The organism is Amycolatopsis sp. NPDC101161, assembly GCF_044768185.1.
Taxonomy (GTDB): Bacteria; Actinomycetota; Actinomycetes; order Mycobacteriales; family Pseudonocardiaceae; genus Amycolatopsis.
In genome coordinates this window covers 69,036-88,070 of sequence record NZ_JBIWPI010000006.1, presented here as the reverse complement: position 1 = coordinate 88,070, position 19,035 = coordinate 69,036, and the positions used below count along the sequence as shown (strand labels likewise).

Annotated in this window: 15 protein-coding genes; 7 read left to right on the top strand and 8 right to left on the bottom strand. The window is 72.2% G+C overall.

Going from position 1 to position 19,035, the window contains the following annotated elements; genetic code table 11:
* Window position 1: 1 nt before the first annotated feature.
* The 6 genes from ACIRSS_RS38915 to ACIRSS_RS38890 all read right to left on the bottom strand — a co-directional run bounded on the left by ACIRSS_RS38915 (window position 2) and on the right by ACIRSS_RS38890 (window position 7,014).
* Window positions 2–1,510, bottom strand: a complete 1,509-nt coding sequence (locus tag ACIRSS_RS38915; protein WP_400904193.1) for an AMP-binding protein — start codon at window positions 1,508–1,510, stop codon at window positions 2–4.
* A gap of 168 nt (window positions 1,511–1,678) precedes the next feature.
* Window positions 1,679–2,983 (bottom strand): PQQ-dependent sugar dehydrogenase, encoded by a 1,305-nt coding sequence (locus ACIRSS_RS38910; protein WP_400904191.1) that lies wholly within the window; start codon window positions 2,981–2,983, stop codon window positions 1,679–1,681.
* Window positions 2,984–3,077: 94 nt separating this feature from the next.
* Window positions 3,078–3,920, bottom strand: coding sequence for a hypothetical protein (locus ACIRSS_RS38905; RefSeq protein ID WP_400904189.1), 843 nt, complete (start codon window positions 3,918–3,920; stop codon window positions 3,078–3,080).
* Window positions 3,917–4,993 carry a 4-hydroxyphenylpyruvate dioxygenase gene (hppD, locus tag ACIRSS_RS38900; RefSeq protein WP_400904187.1) on the bottom strand — a complete coding sequence of 359 codons (1,077 nt, stop codon included), beginning with the start codon at window positions 4,991–4,993 and terminating at the stop codon, window positions 3,917–3,919. Before hppD ends, ACIRSS_RS38905 begins: the two co-directional genes overlap by 4 nt.
* Before the next feature lie 27 nt (window positions 4,994–5,020).
* Window positions 5,021–5,233: an MbtH family protein gene (locus ACIRSS_RS38895; protein WP_372666501.1), complete on the bottom strand. Its 213-nt coding sequence runs from the start codon at window positions 5,231–5,233 to the stop codon at window positions 5,021–5,023.
* Between the two features lie 26 nt (window positions 5,234–5,259).
* Window positions 5,260–7,014: an amino acid adenylation domain-containing protein gene (locus ACIRSS_RS38890; RefSeq protein ID WP_400904182.1), complete on the bottom strand. Its 1,755-nt coding sequence runs from the start codon at window positions 7,012–7,014 to the stop codon at window positions 5,260–5,262.
* A gap of 243 nt (window positions 7,015–7,257) precedes the next feature.
* On the opposite strand from ACIRSS_RS38890, the gene ACIRSS_RS38885 reads away from it, so the two are divergent.
* The 4 genes from ACIRSS_RS38885 (at window position 7,258) to ACIRSS_RS38870 (ending at window position 12,135) form a co-directional block, all read left to right on the top strand.
* Complete coding sequence (locus ACIRSS_RS38885) at window positions 7,258–8,439, top strand: acyl-CoA dehydrogenase family protein (RefSeq protein ID WP_400904180.1); 1,182 nt, start codon at window positions 7,258–7,260, stop codon at window positions 8,437–8,439.
* Between the two features lie 92 nt (window positions 8,440–8,531).
* Window positions 8,532–9,767 (top strand): cytochrome P450, encoded by a 1,236-nt coding sequence (locus tag ACIRSS_RS38880; RefSeq protein ID WP_400904178.1) that lies wholly within the window; start codon window positions 8,532–8,534, stop codon window positions 9,765–9,767.
* 13 nt (window positions 9,768–9,780) lie between these two features.
* Window positions 9,781–10,797 (top strand): alcohol dehydrogenase catalytic domain-containing protein, encoded by a 1,017-nt coding sequence (locus ACIRSS_RS38875; RefSeq protein WP_400904177.1) that lies wholly within the window; start codon window positions 9,781–9,783, stop codon window positions 10,795–10,797.
* Between the two features lie 12 nt (window positions 10,798–10,809).
* Complete coding sequence (locus ACIRSS_RS38870; RefSeq protein ID WP_400904176.1) at window positions 10,810–12,135, top strand: extracellular solute-binding protein; 1,326 nt, start codon at window positions 10,810–10,812, stop codon at window positions 12,133–12,135.
* A 54-nt stretch (window positions 12,136–12,189) separates the two neighbouring features.
* On the opposite strand, the gene ACIRSS_RS38865 is transcribed toward ACIRSS_RS38870, so the two are convergent.
* Complete coding sequence (locus ACIRSS_RS38865; RefSeq protein WP_400904174.1) at window positions 12,190–13,536, bottom strand: condensation domain-containing protein; 1,347 nt, start codon at window positions 13,534–13,536, stop codon at window positions 12,190–12,192.
* Window positions 13,537–13,715: 179 nt separating this feature from the next.
* Here ACIRSS_RS38865 and ACIRSS_RS38860 point away from each other — a divergent pair, with 179 nt between their 5' ends.
* Both ACIRSS_RS38860 and ACIRSS_RS38855 read left to right on the top strand, forming a co-directional pair.
* The gene (locus ACIRSS_RS38860; protein ID WP_400904172.1) at window positions 13,716–14,957 is read left to right on the top strand and encodes an acyl-CoA dehydrogenase family protein; all 1,242 of its coding nucleotides are present in this window, start codon (window positions 13,716–13,718) and stop codon (window positions 14,955–14,957) included.
* 15 nt (window positions 14,958–14,972) lie between these two features.
* Complete coding sequence (locus ACIRSS_RS38855) at window positions 14,973–16,334, top strand: FAD-dependent oxidoreductase (RefSeq protein WP_400904171.1); 1,362 nt, start codon at window positions 14,973–14,975, stop codon at window positions 16,332–16,334.
* Between the two features lie 53 nt (window positions 16,335–16,387).
* Here the strand turns inward: ACIRSS_RS38855 and ACIRSS_RS38850 are convergent, their stop codons facing one another.
* Window positions 16,388–16,750, bottom strand: a complete 363-nt coding sequence (locus ACIRSS_RS38850) for a YciI family protein (RefSeq protein ID WP_400904169.1) — start codon at window positions 16,748–16,750, stop codon at window positions 16,388–16,390.
* Window positions 16,751–17,308: 558 nt separating this feature from the next.
* Between ACIRSS_RS38850 and ACIRSS_RS38845 the strand changes: the two genes are divergently transcribed.
* The gene (locus ACIRSS_RS38845; protein ID WP_400904167.1) at window positions 17,309–18,913 is read left to right on the top strand and encodes an MFS transporter; all 1,605 of its coding nucleotides are present in this window, start codon (window positions 17,309–17,311) and stop codon (window positions 18,911–18,913) included.
* The last annotated feature ends 122 nt before the right edge of the window (window positions 18,914–19,035 follow it).

The window sequence follows — 19,035 nt, the reverse complement described above, 5'->3', positions numbered from 1 at the left end:
GTCAGCTCCCGTTCAACAGGTCTCGGATGACGGCTTTGCGGTCGGTCTTGCCCGTCGACGTCGTCGGCAGCGGGTCGTCGACGACGCGGATCGTGGTGGGCAGCGCCGCCCGCGCCAGGCGCTCGCGGCAGAACTGGCGCAGCGCGAGCACGCCGAGCGGTTCGGTCGTGTCGCGGCGGACGACCGCGTGGATGACGAGCCCCGCGACGTCGTCGGGCACCGCCACGACGGCCGCGCCGGCGATCCGCTCGTGACCGAGCAGGACCTGTTCGATCTCCTCGAGGTTCACCCGCACACCGCGGACCTTGACCTGGGAGTCGGTGCGCCCGACGAGCGTGAACACGCCGTCGGCGGCGCGCTCGACGAGGTCGCCGGAGCGGAAGTAGACGCGGCCGCCCTCGCGTTCGACGAACTTGTCCGCCCCGCCGCCGACCGCGTACCCCGCCGTCTGGAACGGCGTCGACACGAGCAGCTCGCCGGTGGCCGGGCCGTCGACGACCTCGCCGTCGGCGTCGAGCACGAGCGCGTCGACCCCGGGCAGCGGCCGGCCGATCGGCAGCGGGCCCTCGCCTTCGAAGCCGGTGATCTCGTGGATGAAGCTGTCGTTGGTCTCGGTGGCGCCGTAGATGTTGTGGAAGCGCGCGTTCGGGAACAGCCGAGGCAGCTCGGGCAGCAGCTTCGCGGGCATCTTGTCGCCGGTGACGATCACGTGCTTGACCGACTCGAACGGCGTCACGTCGGGGACGTCGGCGAGCAGCCGGTAGAGCATCGGGACCGACTGGACGACCTCGACGCCTTCGGTGCGGATCACCTCGGCGAGGTACTTGCCGTTGGTGGCCTTGTCCGGCTCGACCAGGACCGTCGTGCCGCCGGCCTTGAACGTGGCGCGGATGTCGAGCAGGCAGAGGTCGAAGTTGAACGGCGCGTAGTTCAGCACCACCGTGCCGGGCCGCAGCCGGAACTTCGTCACCGCCCACTCAGTGAAGCGCTCGACCGCCTGGAAGCTGAGCGGCACCACCTTGGGCAGGCCGGTGGACCCGGAGGTCGTGAAGATGAACGAGGTCGCGTCCGGGCTGACGTCGGGGCCGGTGATGCCGTCGAGGCCGGCCAGGTCGCCGTCCGGCGGGACCGCGGTGGTGTCGATCTTGTGGATCCGCCGGCCGCCGACGCCGGCGCCGGGCTCGGCGGTCAGGACGTCGGTGCAGTCGGCCTTCTCCAGCAGCTCTTCCAGCGCCGTCGCGCCGAGCTCGGTGGAGGGCAGCATGAACGGGCGGCGCGCGAGCAGGCAGGCCACGATGAGCGCGACCGTGCGCGGGGTCTTCGCGGCGTGCACCGCGACGCGGGCCTCGGCCGGCAGCTGCAGCGCCGAAAGACCCTCGTAGGCCGACATCGTCATGGCGGCCAGTTCGGCGTAGGACACCCGGACGTCGCCCAGCACCAGTGCGGTCGACTCCGGCCGGGTGCGGGCGAAGTCGGCCAGGCAGCCGAGCAGCGAACGCGAGTACGGCACAATGGTCTCCAACCCCGGCCGGGCGCGCGGCAGCGCGGCGGCCAGTCACCCCAGCTCCCCCACGGGGAGTCCACTTCGGACTCCGGCGGGGCCCGGGCCGGGCTCCGCGTGGACTCCACCGTAGCTTCGCGCCGGAGTGACTGGCTTCTCGTGCGGTGCGGCTCCCGATCAGCCGATCGGTGTCCGGTGTGGACGGTCCGACCAGGCCTCCCAGCGCCACAGCCGCCCGGTCCCCTGGGTCGCCTGCACGCCGTCCTCCGACATCTCGAACTTCCCGAAGTCGAGCAGGTACAGCGCGTCGTCGCCGGGGGCGAACCCGACGTCGATGGGCCGCGCCAGCGCCGGCGCGCCGGGCAGCTCCCGCAGCGACCAGTCCGCCGGGTCGACGACGACGAGGCTGCGCCCGACCGGCGGCCCGCCGGCGGGCAGGCACATCGGGGCTTCGTCGCCGAACAGCGTCACGACGAGCTGCCCGGCCAGCGACCCGCCCGGCACGACGGCGAAGCGGGTGGCCGAGACGTGCGGCTCGAACTCCAGCAGCGCGCGTTCGGGAGCGGGCAGGTCGTCGTGGTTGGCCAGCAGGAACTCCGGCTGCGTGCCGCGCTCGGGCGCGAACGCCGGGTCGGTCACCGGGCGGTCGCCGACGAAGTCCGGCCAGCCGTACCACTTGCCTTGCCGGACGTCGAAGAGCAGGTCGGGGGCGTTGCCGATCGGGCGGCCGCCCCGGTCGTCGGCGCCCTGGTCGAGCGCGATCAGCCGGCCGTCGGGCAGGAAGCCGAGGCCGAACGCGTTGCGCAGCCCCCAGGCCACCAGCTCCATGCCGGAGCCGTCGAGCTCGCACCGCAGCACGGCGGCGGTGCACGGCAGCTGCGCCGCGATCTTCTGGCCCGCGGTCGTCCGCGTGCCGAACGGACCGAACGCGCCGGTGGCGATCGTCGCGCCGGGCTCGTCGGAGAACGGGTCGCGGGTGGTCGCGTTGAACCCGGTCAGCTCGATGTCCAGGCCGGGCAGGTCGAACGCGTGCGGCAGCCGGCGCAGCCAGCCGAGCTCGTAGGCGTCCAGGCCGATCACGCCGAGGTTGGACATCGCGCCCTGGCTGAAGTAGAGCTTCCGGTCGGCGCCGACCACGGCCATGTTCGTGTGGTAGTTGCCGGGGCCGGGCATGCCGTCGACGACGACGTGCTTGCGCCCGCCCGCGTCGACGCGGGTGATCCGGCCGGCCCCGCCTTCGGAGACGAACAGGTCGCCCTCGAACCAGCACAGGCCGGTGACCGGCGCGGCCAGTCCGTCGGCGACGAGCGTGCGGTCGCCGCCGGCGAGCCGCCAGACCTTGCCGCCCGGGGCCGCGCCGCCGAAGGCGAGGCCGGACTCGGCGACGTAGACGCCGCCCGCGTCGTCGAAGGCGAGGCTGGTCGGGAACTGCAGCCCGGTGGCGACTTCCACCGCCTCGGGGTGTGTCGGGTTCAGGGGCACGGCGAAACCTCCCGGCTGGTCGACCGCCGGCTGAGCAGCACTCAGCCGCTTCCGTTCGGCGACGCTAGCCGGGAGGTGCCGGGCGCACGTCTTTTCACGTGCGCTGGTGGTCCGCCTCGGCAAGACGGACGGCGTCCTCGCGGAAGGCGCCCGACAGCTTGGCCCGCTGGCCGACGTCGGAGTACTCCTTCTTCGGCCCCTTGGTCCGGCGCAGCACGGTGATCGAGTTCTGCCGCACCTTCTGGCTCTCCAGCAGGCTGAGCACCTCGAACTCGCCCGGCCGGATCCGCTGGGTGTCCGCGATGTATTCCAGGATGGCCTCCCCCTCGGGGTAGGTCCGCAGGTAGTGCATCGCCAGGATGCCGCCGTCCGGGTTGATCAGGTCGAGGCAGTTTTCGAAGAAGTACAGGCAGTCCCACGCGTCGACCCAGGCGAAGTCGATGGGCAGGAAGTCGGCCGGCAGCGCGTCGCGGCACTGCCGCATCTTCGCGTTGACGACGGTGACGCTGCCGCCCAGGCCCAGCTCGGTCAGCAGGTCCTGGCACTTCGCCGCCGAGGAGTACTCGTCGGACAAGTCGTCCACCGCGATGAACCGCGACTTGCGCGGCTCGCGGTAGTAGCCGGGGACCAGCAGGGCCGGCTCGGTGGTGATCCAGTCCTCGTCGAACTCCCGGCCGCTGTCGAGGTACGGCGCGTTCTTGCCGACGAGCGCCTTGGCCTCGGCCTCGACGAGTTCGTCCACTTCGGCCAGTGCCTTGGCGATGAACGGCGTCGTGTAGCCCATCCCGACCTCGAGCACGCGCTCGGGCCGGACCAGGTGGACCAGGTGCGACAGCAGCGGGGCGATCACCTCGGTGCCCATGCCGGGCACCCGCAGCCGCTCGGCCGCGGCGCGGAAGTCCGGCAGCGAGCTGCCGTTGCTGAACCCCGCGCTCACGACGCGTCTCCCCGGCCCCGCTGCAGTTCCACGGCTTCGTACAGCGCCTTGATGTTGCCCGAGCCGAACGAGCGCGAGCCGAGCCGCTCGATCACCTCGAGGAACAGGGTGTTGCGCGGGTGCACCGAGCGCGTGAAGATCTGCAGCAGCTGCCCGTCGTGGTCTTCGTCGACGAGGATGTTCAGCGCCTGCACCTCGTCCACCGAGTACCTCGACAGCTCGACGCGCTCGCGCAGCAGCTGGTAGTAGGTGTCCGGCGTGTCGAGGAACTCGACGCCGCGGGCACCCAGCGTGCTCACCGTCTCGGTGATGCTGTCGGCGGTGAAGGCGATGTGCTGCACGCCCGGTCCGCCGTGGTCCTTGAGGAACTCGTCGATGTGCCCGGCCGACTGCGAGGAGTCCGGCTCGATCAGCGTGAGCGTGACGGCACCCGAGCGGCTCTGCACGACCTTGGTGACCACGGCCTGGTCGCCGACGACGATCCGGTCGTCGAAGATCAGCTCGAAGTCCAGGACGGTCCGGTAGAACTCGACGTTGTCGTCGATCCGACCGGGCTCGACGACGACCGCGAAGTGATCGACCGTCAGCAGGCCGGCCCCGGGGTCGGCGGCCTCGCTCACGACGCGGCGCTGGCCGGGCAGCACCCGCTCCGCCGCGGCGCCGAGGGGCTGCACGAACGTGTGCGTGACATCGCCGAAGCCGATGATCTTCGCGGTCACCGTTCCGTCCTGAGTGGACGGTGGGGCGACGGGCCGCGCGCCGCGCCGGACGGCCTCGTCGTACGCGGCGGCCGCGTCCTTGACCCGCAGGGCGATGTCCGAGACGCCGTCGCCGTGGCGCTCGATGTAGGCCGCCGTCGCGTGGTCGTCCACTTGGGCCTCGGTGAGCACGAACCGGATGTCGTTGCGCACGAGCTCGACCGAGCGGGTCTCCGCCGGCCCGGCCGACTCGGCGGCGACGGTGAACCCGTAGCCCTCGGTCAGCCACCGCGTCGCCGACCCGAGGTCGACCACGGCCACCTCGATGTGGTCGACCAGGACCTCGGCGAAGACCGAGCTGTCTGTTGACGTCATGTGTCCTTCTCCGTAGTCGTTCCGGGCTCAGTGCGCGTCGAGGCGGGCGGCCAGCCCGCGCGGGCGCAGGTCGGTCCAGTGGGTGCGCACGTACTCGAGGCACGCCTCCCGCCCGGCCGGCCCGTGCACCGCGGTCCACCCGGCGGGCACCGCGGCGGCCGCGGGCCAGAGGCTGTGCTGGCCCTCGGCGTTGACCAGCACGGAGAGGCTGCTCCGCGGGTCGTCGAAGGGGTTCGTCATCGGCGGTCTCCTTCCCTCGGCGGGGCTCAGGCCTGCTCGTCGAGCAGGGCGTCGAGCCCGGCCACCGTCGGCTGGTCGAACAGGTCGCTGATCGACAGGTCGGCGTTCAGCGCCGCGCGGATGCGGCTGATCAGCTTCATGGCCAGCAGCGACTGGCCGCCGAGGTCGAAGAAGCTGTCCTCGATGCCGACCCGGTCGGTGGTGAGCACCTCGGCGAAGATCGCGCAGAGGGTCTCCTGGCGCGGGTTGCGCGGCGCGACGTACTCGACCGCGGGGCCGGCCTCCGGCTCGGGCAGGGCCGCGCGGTCGATCTTCCCGTTGGGGGTCAGCGGGAGCGCGTCGAGGACGATGAACCAGGCGGGCACCATGAAGTCCGGCAGCAGCCGGGCCGCGTGGGCCTTCAGCGACGGCAGGTCGACGTCGCCGTCGCCCGGCACCAGGTACGCGGCCAGCCGCTGGTCGCCCGCGTCGCCTTCGCGGGCGACGACGGCGACGTGCGCGAGCCCGTCGTGCTTGGCCAGCACGGCCTCGACCTCGCCCAGCGACACGCGGAAGCCGCGGATCTTCACCTGGCCCGAGACGCGGCCGACGAACACGAGCCGGTCGTCCGCGCCGACCGCGACGAGGTCGCCGGTGCGGTACATCCGCGACCCGGGCGCGCCGAACGGGTCGGCGACGAACCGGTCCGCGGTCTGGTCGGGCTTGCCGTGGTAGCCGCGGGCGACGCCGCGGCCGGCCAGGTACAGCTCCCCGGTGCCGCCGGGCGCCACCGGGGCCAGGTTCTCGTCGAGGACGTAGGTGCGGACGCCGGCCAGCGGGCCGCCGATCGGGATCGCGTCGCCGCCGTCGAACGGCGCGGTCATCGGCTCGTGCGTGGCGAAGAGCGTGGTCTCGGTGGAGCCGTACATGCCGCGCACCACCAGGTCCGGGTTCGCCTCGAGGGCGCGGCGGACCGCGGCCGGGGCGATGACGTCGCCGCCGGTGAGCACCTCGCGCACGCCGGACAGCGCCTCCGGGGCCTCCTCGGCCAGGACGCGGAACAGGCCGGCGGTGAGGTGCACGCCGGTGATCCGGTGCTCGGCGAACAGCGCGCGCAGCGACTCGACGTCGAGGTTCCCGGGCGGGGCCAGCACGATCTCGCCGCCGTGCAGCAGCGGCACCCACAGCTCGTAGGTGGAGACGTTGAACGCGTAGGGCGCGACCATCAGCACGCGCTCGTGGCGGCCGCCCTCCCACGCGGGGTCGAGCGCGAGGCCGAGGGCGTCCCGGTGGGTGACGGCGACACCCTTGGGCTCGCCGGTGGACCCGGACGTGTGGATCACGTACGCCAGCTGGCCGGGATCGGCGGGCCGGCCCGGGTCGGTGGCGGGGAGCGCGGCCAGTTCGGCGGCTTCTTCCGCGCTGTCCAGCAGCAGGGTCATGGTGGTCGCGGCCAGGCCGTCACCCTTGCTCGCGGCGTCGGCCAGCAGGACCGGGGAGCCGAGACTGTCGACGATCCACTGCTTGCGCTCCGGGGGGTACGCGTCGTGCAGGGGGACGTAGCAGCCGCCCGCCTTCAGGATCGCCAGCGTGGCCACCACCAGTTCGGCCGACCGTCGCAATTGGACGGCCACCGGCGCGTCCGGCGTCACGCCGAGGCCGATCAGCCGGTGCGCCAGCCGGTTGGCGCGCTCGTCGAGCTCGCGGTAGGTCAGGCGGACGCCACCCCCGCTCACCGCGGTCGCGTCCGGCGTGCGCGCCACCTGGACGGCAAAAACCTCCTGGAGGGAAGCGGAGACCATCACCAGCTCCAATCGCTTCGAATTCCCGGCCGTCCACCAGACGTTCCCCCGGCCGCGGACACCGGACCAGCGTCGCCCGGCCCGGTCACGGACGGCGTCTCCCGCATTGCGCCCGTACCCCGCCCCGGCGGCGGGACCGCACTGCGTGAGATGCCCCGGCCCCGGCCGCGGTGCGACGGTTCGGGGGCACGGATCGACGGTCACGAACGGCCTTGTCCCGTGGCCTTTCCCGAGGAGGACCTGATGACCATCGCCGATGCCCCGTCGAGGAGCGAGCTGGTTCGCCGCGCATCGGAACTGGTGCCGTTGCTGAAGAAGCACGCGATCTGGACCGAGGAGAACCGGCGCCTGCACGACGACACCATCGAAGCGCTGACGTACTCCGGGCTGCTCAAGCTCCGCGTCCCGCGCCGCTACGGCGGGTACGAGGCCGACATGACGACCGTCGTCGACGTGCTGGGCGAGCTGGCCCGCGGCGACGGCTCCACCGCGTGGGTCACCGCGGTGTGGGCGATCAGCACCTGGATGACCGGGCTGTTCCCGGACGAGGTGCAGGACGAGGTCTTCGCCGACCCGGACGTGCGGATCAGCGGCATCCTCAGCCCGACCGCGGTCGGCGTCCCGACCGAGGGCGGCATCATCCTCAACGGCAAGTGGGGCTTCAACACCGGTTCCACGCAGAGCAAGTGGAACACGAACGCCGCGGTCATCGCCCATCCGAACGGCGAGTTCGAGCCGATCATGGTGCTCGTGCCGATCGACGAGCTGCAGGTGATCGACGACTGGCACACCGCGGGCCTGCGCGGCACCGGCAGCGTCAGCACGATAGCCAAGGACGTCTTCGTGCCGTCGGCGCGCGTGCTGCCGATGGTCCCGGTCCTGCAGGGGCAGCACCTGTCCGTCGCGAACGCGGACTCGCCGCTGTACAAGGCGCCGTTCATGCCGACCGCGTGCACCACGGTCGCCGCGGTGCCGGCGGGCCTGGCGAAGGCGGCCAAGGACGCGTTCTTCGAGCGCCTCCCCGGGCGCAAGATCACCTACACCGCCTACGAAAGCCAGAAGGACGCGCCGATCACCCACTTCCAGGTGGCCGAGGCGACCATCAAGATCGACGAGGCGGACTTCCACGTGCACCGCGCGGCGAGCATGCTCGACACCAAGAGCGTCGCCGACGAGGAGTGGACGCTGGAGGAGCGGGCCCGGGTGCGCCTCGACATGGGCGCCGTCTGCCAGCGGGCGAAGGAGGCCGTCGACATCCTCAACACCGCCAGCGGCGGCTCGTCGGTGCACACCGACGTGCCGATCCAGCGCATCGAGCGGGACGTCCAGACGGTCAACCTGCACGCGATCATGCACCCCAACACCAACCTGGAGCTCTACGGCCGCATCGCCTGCGGTCTCGAGCCGAACACGAACTACATCTGATCCGCACTCCCCCGGTCGTGAGTGTGGAACAGGGTTAGAACCCTGTTCCACACTCACGACCTGCCTTGTCCCGTGATCGTTGGAGATGCCCCATGGAAGAGCGTTGCCCCGTCGCCCTGGACCCGGCCGGGACCGACATCCACGGCGAGGCCGCGCGGATCCGCGCGCACGGCCCGGTGGCGAAGATCGAACTGCCGGGCGGCGTCTTCGCCTGGTCCATCACCGGGTACGCGGAGGCCCGGCAGGTGCTCGGCGACCACCGCTTCTCGAAGGACCCGCGCAAGCACTGGGTCGACTTCGTGGAAGGCCGCATCGGCGAGGACTTCCCGCTGATCGGCTGGGTCCTCATGGACAACCTGACGACTTCGCACGGCAGCGACCACACGCGGCTGCGCAAGCCGTGCGCGCAGGCGTTCACCCCGCGCCGCGTGGAAGCGTTGCGCCCCAACGTCGAGAGCGTCGCGGCCAAGCTACTGGACGAGCTTTCGGCACTGCCCCCGGGTGAAGCCGTGGACATCAAGGACCGCTTCGCGCACCCGCTGCCCGCGTCGGTCATCTGCGACCTGTTCGGCATCCCCGAGGAGTTCCGCCGCGACTTCCTGCGCGGCGGCGAGATCAACGCCGACACGACCACGAGCCCCGAAGAGGCCGCCGCGAACTTCGAGCGCTGGCACCAGGAGATGCTGGACTTCGTCGAGTCGAAGCGGCGCGAGCCGGCCGACGACCTGACGTCGGACCTCGTGCGCGCCAGCGACTCCGGCGCCGGGCTGACCGACGACGAGATGGTCGGCACCCTGCACATCATGCTCGCCACCGGCACCGAGCCGGTGAAGAACCTGATCGCCAACGCCGTCCTGCTGCTGCTCACCCACCCCGAGCAGCTCGCGCTGGTCAAGTCCGGTGAGCGTAGCTGGAGCGACGTCCTCGACGAGACGCTGCGGGTGCAGGCGCCGGTCGCGCACCTGCCGTTCCGGTTCGCGGTCGAGGACGTCGAGCTCGGCGGCGTCACGATCGCGAAGGGCGACCCGGTCCTCATGCACTTCGCCGCCATCGGGCGCGACCCGCAGCTGCACGAGAACGCCGACGTCTTCGACATCGCCCGCCCGGACAAGGAGAACCTCTCCTTCGGGCAGGGCATCTACCGCTGCATCGGCCGCCCGCTCGCGCTGCTGGAGGCGGAAACCGCGCTGGCGGCGCTGTTCGAGCGGTTCCCCGACCTGTCCCTGGCCGTGCCGGCGGCGGAGCTGTCGCCGCAGGTCACGTTCATCATGAACGGCATCGGCTCGCTGCCGGTGCACCTGAAGACGCCCGGCCCGGCCGGCGCGTGAAAGGGAGCGTGCGATGAAGGCAGCAGTGGTCCCCGCGGCCGGTGCCCGCTGGGAGCTCAAGGACGTCGCGACGCCGTCGGCCGGCCCGGGCGAGGTGCTGGTCCGGGTGCGCGCGTGCGGGGTGTGCCACAACGACGTCTTCCTGACCGACGGCACGTTCCCGTTCCCGCCGTTCGACCCGGTGATCGTCGGGCACGAGGCGGCGGGCGAGGTCGTCGAGGTCGGCGCGGGCGTCACGATCCGCAAGGCGGGCGACCGCGTCGGCACGACGTGGGTGCAGGGCACCTGCGGGCAGTGCGACTACTGCAAGCTCAACCTGCCGCTGACCGGCCAGTCGGGGATGAACTGCGCCGCGCCGCGGATGAGCGGGCTGACCGTCCAAGGTGGACACGCGCAGTACGTCGCGGTGCCGGCCGAGAGCACGGTCCTGCTGCCCGACGGCCTGAGCTACCAAGCGGCCGCGCCGATGCTGTGCGCCGGCTACACGTCGTGGAGCGCGCTGCGCGCGGCCGACCCCAAGCCGGGTGAGCGGGTGGCCGTCCTCGGCGTCGGCGGGCTCGGGCACCTGGCTCTGCAGTTCGCCACCGCGTGCGGTTTCGAGACGGTCGCGATCACGCGGTCGCCGGAGAAGCACGACCTGGTCCGGGAGCTGGGCACCGAGCACGTCGTCGCCGACGGCGCCGGGCTGCGCGAGATCGGCGGCGCGGACCTCGTGCTGGTGACCGGGACGTCGTACCGCGCCGCCACCGACGCGCTCGCCGGCCTGCGCGTCAACGGACGGCTCGTGCTGGCCACGATCGACCCCGAGGGCACGTTCGAAATCGGGCCGACGAGCCCGGTCTGGGCGCAGCGGCAGAGCATCATCGGCGCGACGCACAACGGCCTCGACCAGCTGGCCGAAGCCCTGCGGTTCGCCGCCGACGGCCGCGTCACCCCGATCATCGAGGAGTTCGACGCCGAGCAGGTCGCCGAAGCGGTGGCCCGGGTCGGCAAGGGCGACGTGCGGTTCCGCGCCGTCGTGAACTACTAGAGGGGGCCGGCCGTGACCGTGATCAGCTTGTGGGTGCCGATCTACCCGATCATGCCCGAGTACCTGGCGCAAATGCGGGAGCTGGCGGCGCAGTTCAGGCAGGCGCACCCGGAGTACCGCGTGGAGGTCGAGGGGTTCGGGTACCTCGAGCTGCCCGGCGAGATCCATCGGGCCGCGCTCGACGGGCGGGCGCCGACCATCGCGCAGTACTTCTACACCTCCGCCCAGGAGGCCAAGGACACCCGCACGGCCGACGGGCGCCCGCTGTTCACCTCGGTGGAGCGGGCGATCGGCGGCCGCGAGGAGATCCTCGGCGAGCGGGTGGTGCTCGGCGACATCGTCCCCGGCGTCCGGGGCTACTACCGCTACCACGGCGCGGTGGCCGCACAGCCGCTGCTGACGTCGACGACGCTGCTGTACGCCAACACCACGCTGCTGGCGCGGGCCGGCGTCCACGAGATCCCGCGGACGTGGGCCGAGGTCGAAGCCGCGTGCGAGGCGGTCGGGCGGCTGCGGGGCGACGGGCCGTCGCACAGCATCACGTGGCCCAACCACGGCTGGATGTTCCAGCAGTCGATCGCGCAGCAGGGCGGGTTCCTGGTCGACCACGAGAACGGCCGCCGCGGCCGGGCCCAGAAGGTCGACCTCGCTTCGCCGGAGGCACTCGCCTACGCCGAGTGGTGGCGCAAGCTGCACCGGGCCGGCCACTACTGGTACCTGCACAACGGCGACGCCGTCGACTGGGACGGCAACTTCCGGACCTTCGCCGAAGGGCACGCCGCGCTGACGCTGACGTCGTCGGTCGAGGTCGACCGGATGGTCCAGGCGGGCCGCGACGGCGGGTTCACCGTGCGGGCGGCGCGGATGCCGTACAACCAGGACGTCCCGCGCGCGGGCAACGTCATCGGCGGCGACGCGCTGTGGCTGACCGACGGGCTCGACGAGCACACCCGCGACGGCGCGCTGGCGTTCATGCAGTTCCTCTGCCGCCCGGAGCACGCGGCGGCCCGGCACAAGGCCACCAACTTCGTCCCGATCACCACCCCGACGGTCGAGCGGCTGGCTGCCGAGGGCTGGTACGAGCAGAACCCGGACTTCCTGGTGGCGCTGGACCAGATCGCCACGACGACCGGCTCGCCGGCCGCACGCGGCGCGCTGGTCGGCGAGCTGGCGCACATCCAGGAGATCTCGGCGGCGGCGATGCACGACGTGCTGGTGTCCGATGTGGACGTCAAGACGCGGTTCACCGCGGCGACGGCCGAGGCGCAGGCGCGGCTGGACCACTACAACGCCTACTGCCGGGGCGAAGTGGCGCGGGGTCCGATCCACGTCGGTTGAGCACGACGAAAAGGGGCCTTCCGGTTTCGGAAGGCCCCTTTCGCGTGCCCGGGACTACAGCGGCGCGTCCGGCCGGGTCACCGTCTCCCCCAGCACCTGGACGAACTGCTCGACCATCGCCGCGACCGACGACTCCTCGAACAGGTTCGTGTTGTACTGGATCCCCGCCACGATGTCGCCCGACGGGTCCAGGTTGAGCGTCCACAGTGCACCGTTCGGCACGTCCGAGCCGACCGGCTGGGAGAGCAGCCGGCGGCGGACCTCGGAGAACTCGAGGTCACCGACCAGCTCGCCGTCCAGCAGGAACGGGAACGGGAACACCTGGAACACCACCGCCGCGCGGCGGTCCTCCAGCGTGCGGGTCATCAGGTCCGGGGCCTGGGCCGCGACCTGGCCGAACGGGATGTCGTGCGAGTACGCCTGCAGGCACGACCGCCGGACGCGCGTGGCGACCTCGCGGAACGTCGCCGCGCCCGCCAGGTCCGTGCGCAGCGGCAGGTAGTTGAAGAACGGCCCGACCGTCAGCTGGAACTGCTCGTGCCCGCGGCCCGGGGTGAACGTCGGGACCGTGACGTCGGTTTCGCCGGTCGTGCGGAGCACCAGCACCTCGAACGCGGCCAGCAGCACCATGAACGGCGTCGAGCGCATCGCCGAGGCCAGCTCGAGCGCCGGCTTGACCAGCTCCGCGGCGATCTGGAAGCGGTAGACGCCGCTGGACTCCGGGATCCCCGCCGACTTGGGCAGGTCGGTCGGCACCGAGTAGACGCGCGCGCCGTCGAGGGTCTTGCGCCAGAACTCGCGGGAGCGGTCCAGTTCGGTCCCCGACACGTTTTCGGCCTGCCACTCGGCGAATTCGCGGTACTGGCGGGGATCCGGCAGCTCGCCGACGTCGAAGCCGCGGCGGGCCGCGTACCGCGTCGCGAGGTCGCGGATGACGAGCCGGACCGACCAGCCGTCGGCCGCCGTGTGGTGCACGATCAGCACCAGCACCGAATCCTTGTCGTCGAAGCGGCCGAGCACCGCGCGCACCAGCGGCGGGTCCGGGTGGATCTCGCCGGACTCCACCTCGATGATCAGCTCTTCGACGCGGCGGTCGCGATCGCCGTCGGCCGAGCCGAGCTCGCGCACCTCGAGGTGCGGTTGCCCCGCGGGCAGGATCTTCTGGTAGCGCTCGGGTTCGTCGCGCACGATCAGCGTCCGCAGGGCCTCGTGCCGCTCGACGACGTCGACCAGCGCGCCCCGCAGGGCTTCGACGTCGACCTCGCCGCGCAGGCGCCAGCCGTGCACGATGTGGAACCGGGGGCCGAACGGGCCGTCGGCGTCCCCGAGGTCGAAGCCGCAGAGGAACTCCTGGTTCGCCGACAGCGGCGCCCGCGCCACCGGGCCGTCGGGACTAGTCACGTTCGCCGCCTCCTCGCGCGTGGCCGGTTTCGGAGGAACGCTAGCGAAACCGCGGGCCGCACCGAGTCTCGCGCCGTGCGGAACCCGGGCCCGCACTCGGTGAGATGCACCGGAGGCGGCCGCCGTGTGACGCTCGACCGCGTGGTGACGAACCGACCAGGACAAGGAGCCTCTTGGCGATGACGACGGTCAAGGACGTTACCGGAGCAGATTTTCCGCTGCCGCCCGAGCCGGGCCTGACGCCGGCGGAGGTGATCGCGCGGGCCGAAGCGATCGGGCCGGCGCTGGTCGCCCGCCAAGCGGAGACCGAGCAGCGGACCTTCTACGCCGAGGACACCCACAAGGAGTTCGAAAAGGCGGGGTTCTACCGCCTGCTCACCCCGCGGCGCTACGGTGGCTACGAGTTCGGCATCGACACGTTCCTGCGGGTCACCACGGCGCTGGCCCGCGGCTGCCCGTCGACGGCGTGGATGTTCTGCCTCGGCGCGACGCACGCGCTGCAGGCCGCGACGCTCTTCGGCGAGCGCGCGCAGGCGGAGCTGTTCAAGGAGGGGAACTTCATCGCCCCCGCCACCATCGTGCCGAGCGGGACCGCGGAGTCCACTCCGGACGGTGACTGGATCATCGACGGGACCTGGCACTACTGCTCGGGTTCGCCGTACGCCACGCACTTCATCGGCCACACGCTGATCGACGGCGAGGACGGCGAGAAGGTCCCGATGCTGTTCGTCGTCCCGCGGGAGCAGTGGCGGCGGCTGGACAACTGGGGCGGCCAGCTCGGCCTCAAGGGCAGCGGCTCGCACAGCATCGTCATCGACCGGGCGCGCGTGCCGGCGCACTTGACGCTGCCGGGCACGCACATGAGCGAGATCGACGTCACGAAGGGCACGCCGGGGTACGCGTTGCACGGCAACGGCGAGTACGGCGGCGGGCAGCTGAGCTTCATGCTGCTGGAGGTCGCGTGCCTGGCGGTCGGGATCGCGCAGGGCGCGCTCGACGCGTACGAGGAGCTCATGCGCTCGCGGCTGACGCTGTTCCCGCCGGTCGTCCCGCGCCACGAGCACCCGGACTACCAGTTCTGGTACGGCGAAGCGGCCGGCATGATCGCCACCGCCGAAGCCGCGGTGCAGCAGGCGACGCGGACCTGGCAGGAGATCTGCGCCGCGGGCCCGTCGGCGTTCAGCCAGGAGAACGACCTGCGGCTGGCCACGATCTGCCGCGAGGTGATCCGGCTCAGCTGGCACGCGGTCGAGCGGAACCTGTTCCCCACGGCGGGTTCCAGCGCGGTGCGCCAGGGCGAGCGGATCGAGCGGGTGTGGCGCGACCTGTCGACGTTGCAGAGCCACGCGGGGATCGGCGTGCTGCTCGCCACGGTGACCACCCGGAGTCTGGCCCAGGCCCACTTCGGCGAAGCCGCCTGACCCGAGGAGTCACCGATGCTCGTCAGCCAGCCCGGCGACGCCGCCTACGAGCGCGCCACGCGGGTGTTCAACCTGATCGCGCCGGTCGAACCGGCCGCGGCCGCCGAGGTCCGGACCGTCGACGACGTCCGGGCCGCGCTGGCGCACGCGCGCCGGGAAGGGCTCGCGGTCCGCGTCATGGCCACCGGGCACGCGTCGGCGACGGCCGGCCCGATGCCGGGCGCGCTGCTGCTGCGCACCCTGCCGGACGGCCCGGTCGACCTCGACCTGGAAGCCCGGCGCGTCCGGATCCCCGCCGGGACGCCGTGGGGCGACGTCGTCGCGGTGACCGCGCCGCACGGGCTCGCGGCGCCGCACGGCTCCTCGCCCGGCGTCGGCGCGGTCGGCTACCTGCTGCGCGGCGGCCTGAGCTTCTACGGCCGTCACACGGGGTTGGCGGCCAACAGCGTCCGCGCGGTCGAACTGGTCACCGCGGACGGCGAGCACCGGCGGCTCGACCCGGAAACCGACCCGGAGGCGTTCTGGGCGGTGCGCGGCGGCGGGGGCGGCCTCGGCGTCGTGACGGCCGTCGAGGTGGACCTCTTCCCCGCGGCGCGGGTGATCACGGGCGCCGCGTTCTGGCCGGCGGCGCACGCCGACCGGCTCTTCAAGCAGTGGCGGCAGTGGACGGCGGACGCGCCGGACACGGTGACGACGGCGTTGCGCGTCATGAACCTCCCGGACCTGCCGCAGATCCCGGAAGCCCTGCGCGCCGGGCCGGTGCTCGGCATCGACGGCGTGGTGCTGAGCCCCACGGCCGGCGACCTGCCGCTCGCCCGCGCCCAAGCCGGGGAGCTGCTCGGCCCGCTGCGCGCGATCGCCGAGCCGGTGTTCGACACCTGGCACGAAGGCGGCCCGGAAGACGTGCCCGCCACGCACATGGACCCGGCCGACCCCGCGCCGGTGCACGGCGACCACCTGCTGCTCGGCGACCTCGACGACGAAGGCGGCCGCCGGTTCACCAGGATCATCGGCGAGCGGCGCGATTCACCGCTGGTGACGACGGAGCTGCGCCAGCTCGGCGGCGCGTTCGGCCGGCCGGACCCGGCGGGCGGCGCGCTCTCGCACCTGCCGGCCGGGTTCGCCTACGTCGCCGCCGGCGTCCCGTTCGGCGCCGTCACGCACGAGTCCATAGTGGACACGCTGGCCGCGGCCCGGGGAGCGCTGACGCCGTGGGACACCGGCCTGACGACCCCGACGCTGGTCGAGACGCGCGAGCAGCCGCAGGGCATCCTGGCGCCGGACGCGATCGCCGCGGTGGACCGGGTACGCGCCCGGCTGGACCCGGACGGCGTGTTCCGCCAGGACATCGCCCGCAATTCGAGCAACCGCACGTGAAAACCGGGGCCGGCCCCTCCGTGGAGGGACCGGCCCCGGCGACGTCCGCTCGATCAGGCGGGACCGGCCTCGTGGATGACCTTGCGGACCTCGATCGCGGTGTGCTTGGCGTCCGGGATCTGCGCGGCCAGCTCCACCGCGCGCTCCTCGCTCTCGACGTCCACGACGTAGTAGCCGCAGAGGAACGCCTCGGACTCGACGAACGGGCCGGACGCGACGTCGGTGGCGCCTTCGCGGACGCGCACGGTCTTCGTCGCGTCGGGGTCGGCCAGCGCCTTCGTCTCGATCATCTCGCCGGACTCGGAGATCAGCTGGTGGAACTTGCCGTGGCCCTCGAAGACCTCGTTCTTCTGGTCGTCGGTCAGGCCCGCCCACAGCGTCGGGTTCATGTGCATGATCAGCAGGTACTTCGCCATTGTTCTACTCCCCGGTCGGGTGTGCCTTTTCTCGGATGGGTCGGAGCGGGCCGCTGGCCCCGGACGTCCGACGGGAAGAGCGCGGTGGGATTCACTCGTTCGGCTCACCGGCCGCCTGACCGACAGTGGTCCGGCGGAACCTCTTCGGCGGCGAAGCTAGCACGGTGTGCAGGCGACCGACTACGCCTCGCCGACCGTCCCGGCCCCACCGGACCCCGGCGCCGGACCCGCGGAAACCGGCGAAAAAGCGGTCCGCACCAGCGGAAAACCCAGCGCCGGCGGACCCCGGGGCACGCCGGTCCACTGGGCTTAACAGAGCAATACGGAAGATGCAACGATCACTACTTTCCGTGACCATTGGGGACATGACCGAACCACGAGGTACCGACGTGTCCGGGCCGACCTGACGCCCGCCTCGCACCGGAGGTCCTCCGCGCGGCGGACGCGGGAAACCCGTGCCGATCCGGTGTCCGGATCGCGCCGGCGGCGCCGACTCCCCGGTGAGCGGCGGCCCGCGGGCGCCAAGACGGCTTCATACGCAATAGGAAGGACCAACCCATGAACGACACTACGCAGACAGGGGCCGACGTCCGGGCCGGCCGGCGGGAATGGATCGGGCTGGCCGTGCTCGCCCTGCCCACCCTGCTGGTGTCCATCGACGTCTACGTGATGCTGCTCGCCCTCCCGCACCTGACCGCCAGCCTGGGCGCGAGCACCACGCAGCAGCTGTGGGTCACCGACATCTACGGCTTCCTGCTCGCCGGCTTCCTGGTGACGATGGGGACGCTCGGCGACCGCATCGGCCGCCGCAAGCTGCTCCTCATCGGCGCGGCCGCGTTCGCCGTGGCTTCGGTGCTCTCGGCGTACTCGACCAGCCCCGAGATGCTCATCGCGGCCCGGGCGCTGCTCGGCATCGCCGGCGCGACGCTGGCGCCGTCGACGATGTCGCTCATCACCACGATGTTCCGCAACCCCAAGCAGATGGGGATGGCGATCGGCATCTGGGCGATGTGCTTCTCGGTGGGCGCGGTGATCGGCCCGCTCGTCGGCGGCGTGATGCTGGAGCACTTCTGGTGGGGCTCGGTGTTCCTGCTGGGTGTCCCGGCCATGGTGCTGCTGCTCGTCCTCGGCCCGATCCTGCTCCCGGAGTTCAAGAACCCGGACGCCGGCAAGCTGGACCTGCCGAGCGTGGCGCTCATCCTGGTGACCGTGCTGCCGGTGATCTACGGCCTCAAGCAGCTGGCCGCCGAGGGCTGGAGCGTCGTGGCGGTGCTTTCGGTCGTCGTCGGGCTCGGCTTCGGCTACGTCTTCGGGCGGCGCCAGGGCCGGCTCGAGCACCCGCTGCTGGACCTGAAGCTGTTCGCCAGCAAGGCGTTCAGCACGGCGCTGGGCAGCATGCTGTTCGGCACCATGCTGATGGGCGCGATCATGCTGTTCATCACGCAGGACCTGCAGCTGGTCAACGGCCTGACGCCGCTGAAGGCGGGCCTGTGGATGCTGCCCGCGGTGGCCGCGAACACGATCAGCTTCCTCGTGTCGCCGATCCTCGGCCGCCGGTTCCGGCCGGCGTACCTGATCGGCATCGGCCTGGCGATCTCGGTCGTCGGCCTCCTGGTGCTGACCCAGGTGGACGCGACGGAGGGCCCGGGGACACTGGCGACCGGCTTCGCGCTGATCTTCCTCGGCGCCGGTCCGCTGGTGACGCTGGGCATGAACCTGATCTTCGCCTCCGCGCCGCCGGAGAAGGCGGGTTCGGCCGCGGGCCTCAACGAGACGAGCGGCCAGTTCGGCTTCGCGCTGGGCATCGCGGTGCTCGGCAGCATCGGCGCCGCCGTGTACCGCGGGCTGGTCAGCGTCCCGACGGGGACGCCGGAGCCGGCCGCGAGCGTGGCCAAGGACAGCATCGCCGGCGCGGTGGACGCCGCCGCCACGCTGCCCGCCCAGGTGGGCGGCCAGGTGCTGAGCTCGGCCCGCGAGGCGTTCACCAGCGGCCTGCACGTCGTGGCGATCGTCAGCGCGGTCCTGCTGGCCGCCGTCGCGGTGCTCGCCGCGCGGCTGCTGCGGCACGTCCCGCCGACCGGGGCGGCTCCGGCCGGCCCGGCCGAGGAGGCGCCCGCCGAAGAGCAGGCCACTGAGGAACCGGCGGCGACGCCCGCCGGCTGACCCACCGCACGACCGACCCACGGCCGGTGCCGCGCTCTCGCCAGAGCACGGCACCGGCCGTCGTCGTCCCCGGACCGTCCACAGTGGAACCCACCACGATCGGCAACGCGGAAGACGCCCGG